This window comes from Thermocrispum sp. (assembly GCF_002919275.1).
GTDB classification, from domain to species: domain Bacteria; phylum Actinomycetota; class Actinomycetes; order Mycobacteriales; family Pseudonocardiaceae; genus Thermocrispum; species Thermocrispum agreste.
The window spans coordinates 1-12,520 of record NZ_PKFA01000073.1 but is presented as its reverse complement, the minus strand read 5'-3'; the positions used below and the strand labels follow the sequence as shown (position 1 = coordinate 12,520).

Here is a 12,520-nt window from a genome sequence, read left to right as displayed (position 1 = left end):
CGGGGGGGGGGGGGGTGGGGGGGCCCCCCCCGCCGTTTCGGTCTTCTCAGCCCACCCGGGGTGAGCCGGTGAGCTCGACCCCTGCCCGGCGCAGTTCGTCCAGCGCCTTCTCCACCGTCTCCCGGGAAACACCCGCCGTGTAGTCGAGCAGGACACGCGTGGCGAAACCGGCCTTCGCCGCGTCCAGCGAGGTGGCCCGCACACAGTGGTCGGTGGCGATCCCGACGACGTCGACGCGTTCCACGCCGCGTTTCCGGAGCCAGTCCGCCAGCCGCTCGCCGGAGCCGGTCTCGCCTTCGAACCCGGAGTAGCCGTGGGAGTACTGGCCCTTGGAGAACACTTCCTCGATCGGGCCGACGTGCAGCGCCGGGTGGAACGCCGCTCCAGCCGTGCCTGCCCGGCAGTGGGGTGGCCAGGAGCGCACGTAGTCCGGGTTGTCGCTGAAGTGCTCGCCCGGATCGATGTGGTAGTCGCGCGTGGCCACCACGTGCGCGTACTCGCCCTTGGTGGCCAGCTTGGCCGAGATGTCCTCGGCCACCGCGGCGCCGCCGGTCACCGCGAGCGCGCCGCCCTCGCAGAAGTCGTTCTGCACGTCAACGATGATCAACGCCGAACTCATCGCCCGCCGCCTTTCTCGGGAGCACGACCGTCGGGATGGCCGGCTCGCCGTGGGACAGGGTCAGGCCTTCCCACGGCAGGCTGACCAGCGCCCGGCGCAGGTGCTGTCTGCTGTCCTCCAGCGTAGGGAGATCGGGCACCGGGACACCACCGCGCATCAGCGGAATCGGCAGCGTCCGGTCGTGCGGGCCGAGCTCGGGCGGCTCCTGCGCGGGGAAGACGACCTCCTCGACGGCCGTTCCGGTCTCCTTGTACCGGCGCAGCGCGGACTTGCGGCCGCCGTGCGTCTCCTTGTTCAGGCTGCGCTTGGCCACCGGCCGCCCTTCGACCTCGACCAGCTTGTAGACCATGTGCGCGGTCGGCGCGCCGGACCCGGTCACCACGGACGTTCCGACGCCGTAGGCGTCCACCGGCTCGGCCCGCAATGCCGCGATGGCGTGTTCGTCCAGGTCGCCGGACACCACGATGCGGGTGTCGGTGGCGCCGAGGCGGTCCAGCTGCTCACGCACCTGCCTGGCCAGGACACCCACGTCACCGGAGTCGATGCGCACCGCGCCGAGTTCGGTCCCGGCGACGCGCACGGCGGTCTCCACGCCCCGGGTGATGTCGTAGGTGTCGACCAGCAGGGTGGTGTCGGTGCCCTGCGTCTCCAGCTGAGCGCGGAACGCTTCTTCCTCGCTGTCGTGCAGCAGCATGAACGCGTGCGCCACGGTGCCACGGGTCGGGATGCCGTACTGCCTGCCCGCTTCGAGGTTCGACGTGGCCGCGAACCCCGCCAGGTACGCCGCCCGCGCGGCGGCGACGGCGGCCTGCTCGTGGGTGCGCCTGCCGCCCATCTCGATGATCGGCCTGCTGCCTGCCGCGGTGACCATCCTGGCTGCCGCGGACGCCACCGCGCTGTCGTGGTTGAGGATCGACAGCACCACCGTCTCCAGCACCACCGCCTGCGCGAACGGGGCGCGCACGGTGAGGATCGGGGAGCCGGGGAAGTACAGCTCGCCCTCCGGGTAGCCGTCGACGTCACCGGAGAAGCGGTAGTTGGCCAGCCACTCCAATGCGTCGTCGGGAACGATCCCGGTGGCCGCGAGGTGGTCGAGCTCGGTCTCGTCGAACCGGAAGCTGGTCACCGCTTCCAGCACGCGGGCGGTGCCGGCCACCACGCCGTACCGCCGCCCGTCCGGCAGCCGGCGTGCGAACACCTCGAACACGCATTCCCGCTCGGCGCTGCCGTCCCGCAGCGCACTGGCCAGCATGGTCAGTTCGTAGTGGTCGGTCAGCAGCGCGGTGCTGGCGCCAGGGGCTGTCATGGGACCACCCTATGACCACTCGATGATCATCGCCGGGCCTTGCCTCCGTGTTGCCTCTCGCGTGGCGCGTGCCACCATAGAAGTATGTCCACACCAATGCCCGCGGCCGTAGATCCGCAGGTTGACCAGGAGGTCGATGAACTCGGCAAGACCGACAAACCGTGGCAGACCGTCGTGTGGAACGACCCGGTCAACCTGATGTCGTATGTGACGTACGTGTTCCAGAAGCTGTTCGGGTACAGCCGGGAGAAGGCGACCAAGCTGATGCTGGACGTGCACCACAAGGGCAAGGCCGTGGTGTCGTCCGGGTCGAAGGACAAAGTGGAAAGCGACGTCAAGAAGCTGCACGCCGCCGGCCTGTGGGCCACGATGCAGAAGCCGTCGTAGCGAGGTGCGAGCTACGCGGTGAAACCATGGAAGCGGCGCGGTGCCCGGGTGATCGCCGGGTTCGACCAGCAGGAGGCCGCGGTGTTGCGCGGCCTGGTCCGGCAGGTGGAGGACATGTTGCGGGCTCGCGCGGACAGTGCCCCGAAGGACGAGCTGAGCGAGCTGACCGGGATCAGGACCGGACCGTCCAGCGCGCCGGACGACCCGGTGCTGAAACGCCTGCTGCCGGACTTCTACCGGCTGGACGAGCAGGCCGGCCCGCAGGAACGTGCCGAGATGGCCGCCTTGCGCTCGCTGCACGAACCCGAGCTGGTCGACGCCAAGATCGGCGTGGCAGGCGTGGTGCTGGAGACGCTGTCGCCGCAGGGCGGTGAAGTGCGCTTGTCGCTCGAGCAGGCCGATGCGTGGCTGAGCGCGATCAACGACGTGCGGCTGGCGTTGGGCACGGCGCTGGACGTCCAGGAGGACATGCCGGACGAGCTGCCCGAGGACGACCCGCGGGCGCCGCACCTGGCTGTCTACCACTGGCTGACGTACATGCAGGAAAGCCTCGTCCAGGCGATGGCGGCATGACAGCGCCCGGCCCGCACAACGCGATCACCGACGTGCCCGGGGTGCTGGTCGGCCACTTCCACCGGATGGCGGACGGCTGGGCGACCGGGACGACGGTGGTCCTGACACCCGCGGGCGCCACCGGAGGCGTGGATGCGCGCGGCGGCGCGCCCGGCTCGCGGGAAACGGATCTGCTGGCGCCGCAGAACCTCGTGCAGCAGGTGCACGGGGTGTGCCTGTCCGGCGGCAGCGCCTACGGCCTGGCCGCCGCCGACGGCGTGATGCGCTGGCTGGGCGAGCGACAGCACGGCTTCCCGGTCGGCGCGCAGCCGCACGAAGTGGTCCCGATCGTGCCCGCCGCGGTCGTCTTCGACCTGCCCAGGTCGGCGTGGGGCAACCGGCCGGACGCCGAGTTCGGCTACGCGGCGTGCGCCGCGGCGGCCACCGGGCCGGTCGCCGAGGGCTGCGTGGGCGCCGGGACCGGCGCCAAGGTCGGGTCGTTGTCCGGCGGCGTCGGCACGGCCAGCGAGGTCACCTCGTCGGGGTTCACCGTCGGCGCGCTCGCGGTGGTCAACGCCAGTGGAGAGGCGGTCGATTTCGCCACCGGCCGGCCATGGGCGGCCGATCACCAGCTCGCCGGGGAGTTCGGCGTGGCGGCCTGGCCGGACCGGCCGGGGGAGCGGCCCGCAGGCGCAGCCGCACCGTTGAACACCACCATCGGGGTGGTGGCGACCGACGCGGCGCTGACCAAGGCCGAGTGCCGCAGGCTGGCCATGTCCGCGCAGGACGGGCTGGCCCGTGCGATCCGGCCCGCGCATTCCATGTTCGACGGTGACACCGTGTTCGCGCTGGCGACTGCGGAGCGCGAGCTGACCACGGCGCAGGGGCCGTTCGCCGCGCCGATGCGGGCCGCCGCGCTCGACGAGCTCTGCGCGGCCGCCGCCCGGACGTTCGCCCGATCGATCGTCCGGGGCATGCTGCAGGCCACCGCGGTGGCCGGAATGCCTGCCTACCGGGACATTTGGCCTGGTGTGGTCGGCGGCGGCGGGCATCGCCCTGCGCCGGGCACCGCGTGACTCCGGCTACCTTTGCCGTCTCATCATGCGGACTTTCGCTTTCCACGTCCTAGGATCGATGCTGTGTTGCAGATTCGCCGCGAGCTGGTCGACAAGATCGTCGCGCACGCGCGGGCGGATCACCCCGACGAAGCGTGCGGGGTGATCGCCGGGCCTGCCGGGTCGGACGATCCGCAACGGTTCATCCCGATGGTCAACGCCGCCCGGTCGCCGACGTTCTACGAGTTCGACTCCGGCGATCTGCTCAAGCTCTACCGAGAGATGGACGAGCGCGGCGAGGAGCCGGTGGTCATCTACCACTCGCACACCGCGACCGAGGCCTACCCGTCACGCACCGACGTGGCGCTGGCCGCGGAGCCGAACGCGCACTACGTCCTGGTGTCGACCAGGGACCCCGACGAGCACGAATTCCGTTCGTTCCGCATCGTCGACGGTGTCGTCACCGAGGAGCCGGTCAAGATCATCGAGCCCGAGTCGTAACGACTTGAGCACCAACAGCGGAGGTAACCCATGGCCGTCACCGTGTCCATCCCCACCATCCTGCGAACGCACACCGGGGGGCAGAAGTCCGTCGAGGCCAGCGGCAGCACCGTGCTCGAGGTGATCGACGACATCGAGTCGCGGCACAGCGGCATCAAGGCCCGCCTGGTCAAGGACGACAAGCTGCACCGGTTCATCAACATCTACGTCAACGACGAGGACGTCCGGTTCGCCGGCGGGCTGGAGGCCAAGGTCAACGACGGCGACACGGTCACCATCCTGCCCGCGGTGGCGGGCGGCTGATCGTGGGCCGCTACGCCAGCCTGCTCGACACCGTCGGCTCGACACCCCTGGTCGGGCTGCCCAAGTTGTCCCCGGACACGGGGGACGGGCCGCCGGTGCGGCTGTGGGCGAAGCTGGAGGAGTACAACCCGACCGGGTCGATCAAGGACCGGCCTGCGCTGGCGATGATCGAGGCCGCCGAGCGTGACGGCAGGCTCACCCGCGGCGCGACCATCCTGGAACCCACGTCCGGCAACACCGGGATCGCCCTGGCCATGGCCGCCAAGGTGAAGGGTTACGGCCTGGTGTGCGTGATGCCGGAGAACACCTCGGAGGAGCGCAAGCAGCTGCTGCGGGCGTTCGGCGCGCGCATCGTGTACTCGCCCGCCGCGGGCGGCTCCAACGAAGCGGTCCGGGTGGCCAAGGAACTGGCCGAGCAGAACCCGGACTGGGTGCTGCTGTACCAGTACGGCAACCCGGCCAACGTACAGGCGCACTACGAGGGCACCGGCCCCGAGCTGTTGAAGGACCTGCCGGAGATCACCCACTTCGTCGCCGGGCTGGGCACCACCGGCACGCTGGTCGGCGTCGGCAGGTACCTGCGCGAGCACAAGCCGGACGTGCAGATCATCGCGGCCGAGCCCCGGTACGGCGAGCTGGTGTACGGGCTGCGCAACCTCGACGAGGGGTTCGTGCCCGAGCTGTACGACGAGCAGGTGCTGACCGGCCGGTACTCCGTCGGTGCCTACGACGCGCTGCGCCGCACCAGGGAGCTGCTCGAGCTGGAAGGCATCTTCGCAGGCATCTCCACCGGTGCGGTGCTGCACGCCGCGCTGGCCGTGGCGGAGAAGGCGGTGCGGGCCAAGCAGCGGGCGGACATCGCGTTCGTGGTCGCCGACGCGGGCTGGAAGTACCTGTCCACCGGCGCTTACGTGGGTGCGCTGGACGAGGCGGCGGCCAAGCTCGACGGCCAGTTGTGGGCCTGATACCCGGGATTTTCCCCGAGGCGGGCCGCAACGGGCGCTCGTAGCCTGGAGTCATGAGCACACCGCCGCTGCCAGGGACACCGAGCACCACGACCGGTGCGAAGCGGGTCGACAAGTCGCGTCGGGTCCTTCCGCCGAACCCGAAGGCCGCCGCGCTCGTCGCGGTCGGCTTCACCGTGCTGCTGTACCTGATCGAGCTGGTCGACGTCGTCCTGCCCGCCAACCTGGACGCGGGCGGCATCCAGCCGCGGGAGGCCGACGGCCTGCTCGGTGTGCTGTTCGCGCCGCTGCTGCACGGCTCGTGGGAGCACCTGGCGGCCAACTCGATCCCGGTGCTGTTGTTCGCTTTCCTGACCATGGCGGGCGGGATCGGGCAGTGGATCGCCGTGTCGGCGACCATCTGGCTGATCGGCGGGTTGGGCGTGTGGCTGATCGGCCCGCCGGACACCGTGCACATCGGCGCGTCCGGGCTGGCCTTCGGCTGGCTGGCCTTCCTGCTGGTGCGTGGCATCTTCAATCGGGCGCCCGGGCAGCTGGTGCTGGCCGTCGTGCTGTTCCTGGTCTACGGCGGGATGCTGTGGGGCGTCCTGCCCGGTGCGGCGGACATCTCCTGGCAGGGGCACCTGTTCGGCGCGCTCGCCGGCGTGCTGGCCGCCTGGCTGGTGGCCAAGGCCGACCGGTCCATGGGCAAGGCGGGCCCGTCGGCCGGGGCGTCGACGCCGCCGGCGCCGCCGTTGCCGCCGGGTAACCTGGCGGCGTGAACCGAGCCGCTCCGATCGGGATCTTCGACTCCGGCGTCGGCGGGCTGACGGTGGCCCGCGCGGTGATGGATCAGCTGCCCGCCGAGCGGGTGCGCTACATCGGCGACACGGCCAACAGCCCGTACGGCCCGTTGCCCATCGCGCGGGTCCGTGAGCTGGCACTGCGCAGGCTCGACGAGCTGGTGGACAGCGGCGTGAAGGCGCTGGTCATCGCGTGCAACACCGCGTCGGCGGCCTGTCTGCGCGACGCCAGGGAGCGCTACGACGTGCCGGTGGTGGAGGTCGTGCTGCCCGCGGTGCGGCGTGCCGTGGCGGTCACCCACACCGGCCGGATCGGGGTGATCGGCACCGAGGGGACCATCCGCTCGCGCGCCTACGACGACGCGTTCCACGCGGTCAGCCACGTGCAGGTGACCAGCGTGGCCTGTCCCCGGTTCGTCGACTTCGTCGAGCGCGGCATGACGTCCGGCAGGCAGGTGCTCGGGCTGGCCCAGGGCTATCTCGAACCGTTGATCTCCGCGGACGTCGACACGCTGGTCCTCGGCTGCACGCACTACCCGTTCCTGACCGGTGTGCTGCAGATCGTGATGGGGGAGAAGGTCACGCTGGTGTCCAGTGCGGAGGAGACGGCCAAGGACGTCGTGCGGGTGCTCACCGAGCAGGATGCGCTGGCGCCGCCCGGCGACACGCCGCCGGTGCACGAGTTCACCGCGACCGGTCCGCAGGAGCCGTTCCAACGCCTGGCCCGCCGCTTCCTCGGTATTCCGGCCGGGCTGCCCGGCGAGGCGGTGTTCGCACCGTCACCGTGACGGCGCGTTCGCTTTCCGTACCGGCCGTGGCATGGTGTCTGCATGCGGCTGACCATCCTCGGATGCTCGGGGAGCGTTCCGGGGCCCGGCACCAACGCTTCGGGTTACCTGCTCGAGGCCGACGGGTTCCTGCTCGCGCTCGACCTGGGTAACGGCACCGTGTCCGCCCTGCAGCAGCTACGTGATCCGTTCGCACTGGACGCGTTGCTGCTGTCCCACCTGCACCCGGACCACTGCGCGGACTTCGGGGCGCTGACCGTCATCCGGCGCTATCACCCGGAGCGGCTGGCCGCGGGACGGCCGCAGCGGCTGCCGGTGTACGGGCCGGAGGGCACCGAGCAGCGCCTGATCAACCTCTACGCGCCGGACGAGCGGGAACGTGCCGAAACCGACCTGTCCGACGTCTACACGTTCGCACCGCTGCCGACCGAACCGGCGATGATCGGCCCGTTCGAGGTGCGGGCCGTCGAGGTGGCTCATCCCACTCCGGCATACGGCGTGCGGATCAGGCACGGCGGAACCACGTTCGCCTACACCGGTGACACCGGCATGTGCCCGGCGCTGGACGAGCTGGCCGCAGGTGCCGACGTGCTGCTGGCCGAGGCGACCTGGACGCACGCCGACGACCGTCCGCCGGGCATCCACCTGTCCGGGGTCGAGGTCGGCAGGCTGGCCCAGCGTGCAGGGGTCGGCCGGGTGCTGATCACGCACATCGCCCCGTGGACCGACCCGGCACGGATCCACGCCGAGGTCAAAAGCGAGTTCCCGGGACCGTCCGACATCGTCGTGCAGGGTGCGAGCTATGACCTTCGGCCACACGGCTAGGGTGCAACACGTGGCACGAGCAGATGGCAGGGCAGACGACGAACTCCGCCCGGTCACCATCACCCGCGGCTATCAGAAGTGGCCAGCCGGGTCGGTGTTGATCGAGATGGGCAACACACGCGTGCTGTGCGCGGCGAGCGTGCTCGAAGGCGTGCCGAAGTGGCGTGCGGGATCCGGCTCCGGCTGGGTCACCGCCGAGTACTCGATGCTGCCGTCGGCCACCACCACGCGCAGCGACCGGGAGTCGGTCAAGGGCAGGCTCGGCGGCCGCACGCACGAGATCTCCCGGTTGATCGGCCGATCGCTGCGCGCGTGCATCGACCTCGACGCGCTGGGCGAGAACACCATCGTGATCGACTGCGACGTGCTGCAGGCCGACGGCGGGACTCGTACCGCGGCGATCACCGGGGCCTACGTGGCGCTGCACGACGCCATCACCTGGCTGGCCGCTGCCGAGCGCCTGATCGACCCGCAGCCGCTGGCCAGCGGCATCGCCGCGGTCAGCGTCGGCGTGGTGGACGGCCGGATCAGGCTCGATCTGCCGTACGAGGAGGACTCGCGCGCAGAGGTGGACATGAACGTGGTGGCCACCGACTCCGGCACGCTCATCGAGGTGCAGGGCACAGCGGAAGGCGCGACGTTCACCCGCTCGACGCTCGACGGCATGCTGGACCTGGCGCTGGCCGGGTGCGCCGAGTTGAGCCGTATCCAGGCCGAGGCGCTGGCCGAGCCCTACCCGGGTGAGCTGCCCGAGCCGCCGTCGAAGCAGTCCGGCAAAGCGTTGAAGAAGGCGGCGAAGGCGAACAAGTGAGCGAGCAGACGCGGCTGGTGCTGGCGACCCGCAACGCGCACAAGCTCGCCGAGCTGCGGCGCATCCTGGCCGACGAAGGGCTTTCCGGGGTCACCGTGCTCGGCCTGGCCGACGTGCCGGAGTATCCGGAGTCGCCGGAGACGGAGCCCACGTTCGAGGGCAACGCGCTGATCAAGGCGCGTGACGCCGCACGGGCGAGCGGCCTGCCCGCGGTGGCCGACGACTCCGGATTGAGCGTCGACGCGCTCAACGGCATGCCCGGTGTGCTGTCCGCGCGCTGGTGCGGCAGGCACGGGGACGATTGGGCCAACCTCGAGCTGGTGCTCGGCCAGCTGTCCGATGTGCCGGACGAGCGCAGGGGCGCGGCCTTCGTGTGTGCGGCGGCCCTGGTCACGCCCGACGGCCACGAGACGGTGGTGCGCGGTGAGTGGCCGGGCACGATCGCCCGTGCGCCGCGGGGCGCCAACGGTTTCGGCTACGACCCGATCTTCGTGCCCGCCGGATCGACGTCGACGGCCGCCGAGCTGGCACCGGCGGCCAAGGACGCCCAGTCGCACCGCGGGCGGGCGCTGCGGGCCCTGCTGCCGCGGTTGCGCGAGCTGCTGGCCTGAGCGCCGGGAGGCTGCCGTCCTGCGCCGATGGGGCCACGGCACCCGGCGGATGGCGGCTCAGCCGGCCAGATCCAGCTTCTTCAGCAGCGAGGCCACGTGACCGGTGGCGCGCACGTTGTACCGGACCTCGGCGAGCGTTCCGTCCGGCGCCACGACGAACGTGGAGCGGATGACGCCCTGGACGATCTTGCCGTAGTTCTTCTTCTCACCGTAGGCGCCCCACTGGCGCATCACGGTCTTGTCCGCGTCGGACAGCAGCGGGAAGGTCAGTCCTTCCTTCTCCGCGAACGTGGCCAGTGCCTGCTGGCTGTCCGGCGAGATGCCGAGCACCTGGTAGCCCGCGTCGTTGAGCAGCGACAGGTTGTCGCGGAAGTCGCAGGCCTGCTTCGTGCACCCCGTCGTGCCTGCGCGGGGGTAGAAGTAGACGATCACGTGCTGGCCGGCGTAGTCGGACAGGCTGACGTTCTTGCCGGTGCTGTCGGGCAGGGTGAAGTCGGGGGCCTTGTCGCCCACCGCGAGTTTCGCGTCGGTCACGGCCCCACCCTAGCCGTTCCAGGCGGCCGCGGAACGCGACGGCGCCGGTTGTCCACCGGGCAGGACGATGGCCGGGTCAGCTCTCCACCGGGCCGGAGAACTCGACGATGGCGCGCTGCTGCGGGCCGATGCGGACCCGCAGTCCCGCCCTGGACGGCCACTCGTCGCTGCCGTAGGCCAGCAGGACGGTGATGGAGCGCGCGGGCGGCAGCTGGGTGCTGACCCCGCGCAGGCCCGGGTAGCCCTTGGTGGAGTCGATGATCTCCTCACCGGCCGGATGGCCGTTGACCGAGGCCTCCAGCCGCAGACGGGCCATGTCGTAGGGCTTGTCGGTGCCGTTGTGCACGGTGAGCTCGAACGACACCGCGTGCTCGAACTGCGGGCTCGCCGTGGCGCTCGGCGTGAACGCTTGCGGCGCGGAGACCGTCACCGAGACGCCGTTCGGGTAGGTGTAGGCACGGCCGAAGACCGGCGTCTGTGTCGCCGGTGCGGCGGGGCGGCCGCTGTCGCCTGAAGCGGTGGGCGAGGCGCTGCCGCCGTTGGCCGGATCACCCGCAGCGTCCAGCCCGCATGCCGCGAGGGAAATCGTCGCGGCCAGTGCGAGCCAAGCTGCGGCGAGTCTCCGCCGGGTGGTCACAGGGCGCTCCTTCAGCAGCCGCCACGGGGCGGCTCGGCAAGGGTCGGTCGGACGGGCTCGTCACCCGCCGATCCACTTTGCTGCACGTGCAGCTGCGCGCGCGAGCGGATCCGCTGACCGAGTCGGACCTGGTGTGCTGCTGTGGCCAAGCCGTAATCGCCGATGCGCGAAAAGTGAGACCGCTCACCCCGGAACGGGCATGTCCGGCGGTCACGCGGCGAGCGCGAACAACAGGATGAACAGCCCGAGGGCGAAGATCCACCCCACGAAGATCCAGCCGAACGCACGCCACGGCTGCACGACGCCGCTGTCGTCGCCGGGTACGTAGACGCCGCGGTCCTCGAACCATTCGATGAGATCGAGCACCCACCGTAACGGGTTGGCCATGGTGCGTAGCGTACCGACGGCGGCCAGACGGACGCAGCCGACGAAAGCGTGCTGTGACCGGGCGGGAAAGAAACGGGAAAGAAAGAGGCCCCCGGCGCCGAGGGGGGAGGGGGCGCCGGGGGCGAAAGCACCGGCCCTGGGGGTCGACCGGCACCACGAGAGGGTACCCGATCCGGCCGCGGATGCTGCCAAGGATCACCGTTTTTTCGCACAAGCAGGTGCATGTGCAAACGGGCGTGCGGACAGTCTGTCTTGTGAGATGCATCGCGTGTACACCTCTGAGCTGCGGTTTTGTTCCGGCTCGTCATGGGCTCGGTCGACATGGCCGACGTGTCGAGACGAAATTGTGACCAACGTCAACTCAAACCGGCGCGCCGCGGCACGGGCTTTCGTGGGCGCCCAACTCGTCGATGATCGTGGGCCAGTCGAACGCAGCGAGCCCGTCGGAGCCTCGGTGAGTCACGGCGTCGGGGTCGACGAACCGCACTCCGGCACGGGCCAGCCGCTCGATGCTCTCCCGGTACGCCGGATGACGGCGCAAGGCGCTCTTCACACACGGAGCGGCGACGATGGGGACGCCCGCGCCGAGCAGTGCGCACAGGACGCCGACGGCAACCGTGTCGGCGAACCCGCCAGCCCACTTGTTCAGTGAGTTGAAACGTGAGCGGTACGGCGAGCACGGCGTCGGCCTTGTCGAGCGGGTCCGGCTCCGCCGGGCGGATCCAGCCACTGCGCAGCCGTCGGGCTCAGGATGACGGCCACGGTCCATCCCCGTTCCTGCAAAGCCGTGATGGGCCGGGCAAGCTCACGTACTGGCGGGGCGGCGGTCGCAATCAGGTAGACGCAGCGATCGTCGGTCACCTGTCCGCTCCAGCACGTCATGCCAGGCCGCGGTGGCCTGGCATGACGTGACGCCGTTCTCGCCCAAGCAGATCGACGATCATGGATCTCACCTCAGGGCTGTTTCGCACCAGTTCGGGTGCTAGGCGCTCCGCGTCCAGCAGATTGATCACTGCACACGGATCCTCGTTCAGTTGGATTCACCCACGGCGCATGCATGGGCAGAACGATGCGTCCGCGATGCCAGACCATCGTGCAGGACAACGCACGGAAGGCCCGCCGACATTCAGCAGCTCCAGAGCGATGGCCGCATCGTGATCGATGACTGCTCGACAGAGACGAGCAGGGATGAGCAGGATGCTTGTTCCGAGTCAGGCGAGCGGGCGGGCGAAGAACGAAGGCGTGCGGAGAGGTCGCAAGCGTTGACCCAGGCGGCATCGACGACCTGATGCTCGGCTGCGGCCCGCCGGGCGGTGCATGGCCAGTGGTCTCGACGTTCATGGTCTTGGAAGGTCAACTGAAGACTGGTCCGCTGCCGAGTGCTGACGTGCTGCACGCCTACGGGCAGTATGTCGTCCGACTTGGCGCGGCAGTCGTCAGTTACGCCGAGGAGTGCA

The 12,520-nt window shown here is 70.3% G+C and carries 17 protein-coding genes; 11 read left to right on the top strand and 6 right to left on the bottom strand.

Going from position 1 to position 12,520, the window contains the following annotated elements:
- Positions 1 to 46: 46 nt before the first annotated feature.
- Both CXP56_RS18945 and CXP56_RS18940 read right to left on the bottom strand, forming a co-directional pair.
- Positions 47 to 619 carry a nicotinamidase gene (locus CXP56_RS18945; RefSeq protein ID WP_028847923.1) on the bottom strand — a complete coding sequence of 191 codons (573 nt, stop codon included), beginning with the start codon at positions 617 to 619 and terminating at the stop codon, positions 47 to 49.
- On the bottom strand, positions 594 to 1,925 hold the full coding sequence (locus CXP56_RS18940; RefSeq protein WP_028847924.1) for a nicotinate phosphoribosyltransferase: 1,332 nt from the start codon (positions 1,923 to 1,925) through the stop codon (positions 594 to 596). Before CXP56_RS18940 ends, CXP56_RS18945 begins: the two co-directional genes overlap by 26 nt.
- A gap of 84 nt (positions 1,926 to 2,009) precedes the next feature.
- Between CXP56_RS18940 and clpS the strand changes: the two genes are divergently transcribed.
- The 11 genes from clpS to rdgB all read left to right on the top strand — a co-directional run bounded on the left by clpS (position 2,010) and on the right by rdgB (position 9,505).
- On the top strand, positions 2,010 to 2,312 hold the full coding sequence (gene clpS, locus CXP56_RS18935; RefSeq protein WP_028847925.1) for an ATP-dependent Clp protease adapter ClpS: 303 nt from the start codon (positions 2,010 to 2,012) through the stop codon (positions 2,310 to 2,312).
- Positions 2,313 to 2,330: 18 nt separating this feature from the next.
- Positions 2,331 to 2,885 carry a DUF2017 domain-containing protein gene (locus CXP56_RS18930; RefSeq protein WP_028847926.1) on the top strand — a complete coding sequence of 185 codons (555 nt, stop codon included), beginning with the start codon at positions 2,331 to 2,333 and terminating at the stop codon, positions 2,883 to 2,885.
- Positions 2,882 to 3,940 (top strand): P1 family peptidase, encoded by a 1,059-nt coding sequence (locus CXP56_RS18925; protein WP_051310199.1) that lies wholly within the window; start codon positions 2,882 to 2,884, stop codon positions 3,938 to 3,940. The genes CXP56_RS18930 and CXP56_RS18925 overlap by 4 nt, the downstream gene beginning before the upstream one ends.
- Before the next feature lie 63 nt (positions 3,941 to 4,003).
- Positions 4,004 to 4,420, top strand: a complete 417-nt coding sequence (locus CXP56_RS18920) for a M67 family metallopeptidase (protein WP_028847927.1) — start codon at positions 4,004 to 4,006, stop codon at positions 4,418 to 4,420.
- A gap of 30 nt (positions 4,421 to 4,450) precedes the next feature.
- A complete protein-coding gene (locus tag CXP56_RS18915; RefSeq protein ID WP_028847928.1) occupies positions 4,451 to 4,723 on the top strand; it encodes a MoaD/ThiS family protein in 273 nt (90 codons plus the stop codon).
- A 2-nt stretch (positions 4,724 to 4,725) separates the two neighbouring features.
- Positions 4,726 to 5,688 (top strand): PLP-dependent cysteine synthase family protein, encoded by a 963-nt coding sequence (locus CXP56_RS18910; protein ID WP_286902208.1) that lies wholly within the window; start codon positions 4,726 to 4,728, stop codon positions 5,686 to 5,688.
- A gap of 53 nt (positions 5,689 to 5,741) precedes the next feature.
- Positions 5,742 to 6,449: a rhomboid family intramembrane serine protease gene (locus tag CXP56_RS18905; protein ID WP_038045058.1), complete on the top strand. Its 708-nt coding sequence runs from the start codon at positions 5,742 to 5,744 to the stop codon at positions 6,447 to 6,449.
- Positions 6,446 to 7,258 carry a glutamate racemase gene (gene murI / locus CXP56_RS18900; protein WP_028847930.1) on the top strand — a complete coding sequence of 271 codons (813 nt, stop codon included), beginning with the start codon at positions 6,446 to 6,448 and terminating at the stop codon, positions 7,256 to 7,258. Before CXP56_RS18905 ends, murI begins: the two co-directional genes overlap by 4 nt.
- Positions 7,259 to 7,300: 42 nt before the next feature.
- Positions 7,301 to 8,083, top strand: coding sequence for an MBL fold metallo-hydrolase (locus CXP56_RS18895; RefSeq protein WP_028847931.1), 783 nt, complete (start codon positions 7,301 to 7,303; stop codon positions 8,081 to 8,083).
- Positions 8,084 to 8,093: 10 nt separating this feature from the next.
- The gene (rph, locus tag CXP56_RS18890) at positions 8,094 to 8,894 is read left to right on the top strand and encodes a ribonuclease PH (protein ID WP_028847932.1); all 801 of its coding nucleotides are present in this window, start codon (positions 8,094 to 8,096) and stop codon (positions 8,892 to 8,894) included.
- Positions 8,891 to 9,505 (top strand): RdgB/HAM1 family non-canonical purine NTP pyrophosphatase, encoded by a 615-nt coding sequence (gene rdgB / locus CXP56_RS18885; RefSeq protein WP_028847933.1) that lies wholly within the window; start codon positions 8,891 to 8,893, stop codon positions 9,503 to 9,505. The genes rph and rdgB overlap by 4 nt, the downstream gene beginning before the upstream one ends.
- 57 nt (positions 9,506 to 9,562) lie before the next feature.
- On the opposite strand, the gene bcp is transcribed toward rdgB, so the two are convergent.
- The 4 genes from bcp to CXP56_RS19155 form a co-directional block, all read right to left on the bottom strand.
- On the bottom strand, positions 9,563 to 10,039 hold the full coding sequence (gene bcp, locus CXP56_RS18880; protein ID WP_028847934.1) for a thioredoxin-dependent thiol peroxidase: 477 nt from the start codon (positions 10,037 to 10,039) through the stop codon (positions 9,563 to 9,565).
- Positions 10,040 to 10,115: 76 nt separating this feature from the next.
- Positions 10,116 to 10,676, bottom strand: coding sequence for a hypothetical protein (locus CXP56_RS18875; protein ID WP_028847935.1), 561 nt, complete (start codon positions 10,674 to 10,676; stop codon positions 10,116 to 10,118).
- A gap of 210 nt (positions 10,677 to 10,886) precedes the next feature.
- The gene (locus CXP56_RS18870; RefSeq protein WP_169725247.1) at positions 10,887 to 11,063 is read right to left on the bottom strand and encodes a hypothetical protein; all 177 of its coding nucleotides are present in this window, start codon (positions 11,061 to 11,063) and stop codon (positions 10,887 to 10,889) included.
- A 361-nt stretch (positions 11,064 to 11,424) separates the two neighbouring features.
- Positions 11,425 to 11,832, bottom strand: coding sequence for a flavoprotein (locus tag CXP56_RS19155; protein ID WP_245566663.1), 408 nt, complete (start codon positions 11,830 to 11,832; stop codon positions 11,425 to 11,427).
- Positions 11,833 to 12,520: the final 688 nt, after the last annotated feature.

What these genes read in the sequence shown, in the direction of transcription:
- CXP56_RS18945 (WP_028847923.1), bottom strand. Translation starts at nt 619, where the DNA reads ATGAGTTCGGCGTTGATCATCGTTGACGTGCAGAACGACTTCTGCGAG.
- clpS (WP_028847925.1), top strand. Translation starts at nt 2,010, where the DNA reads ATGTCCACACCAATGCCCGCGGCCGTAGATCCGCAGGTTGACCAGGAG.
- CXP56_RS18870 (WP_169725247.1), bottom strand. Translation starts at nt 11,063, where the DNA reads ATGGCCAACCCGTTACGGTGGGTGCTCGATCTCATCGAATGGTTCGAG.
- CXP56_RS18940 (WP_028847924.1), bottom strand. Translation starts at nt 1,925, where the DNA reads ATGACAGCCCCTGGCGCCAGCACCGCGCTGCTGACCGACCACTACGAA.
- CXP56_RS18925 (WP_051310199.1), top strand. Translation starts at nt 2,882, where the DNA reads ATGACAGCGCCCGGCCCGCACAACGCGATCACCGACGTGCCCGGGGTG.
- CXP56_RS19155 (WP_245566663.1), bottom strand. Translation starts at nt 11,832, where the DNA reads ATGGACCGTGGCCGTCATCCTGAGCCCGACGGCTGCGCAGTGGCTGGA.
- CXP56_RS18895 (WP_028847931.1), top strand. Translation starts at nt 7,301, where the DNA reads ATGCGGCTGACCATCCTCGGATGCTCGGGGAGCGTTCCGGGGCCCGGC.
- CXP56_RS18915 (WP_028847928.1), top strand. Translation starts at nt 4,451, where the DNA reads ATGGCCGTCACCGTGTCCATCCCCACCATCCTGCGAACGCACACCGGG.
- CXP56_RS18905 (WP_038045058.1), top strand. Translation starts at nt 5,742, where the DNA reads ATGAGCACACCGCCGCTGCCAGGGACACCGAGCACCACGACCGGTGCG.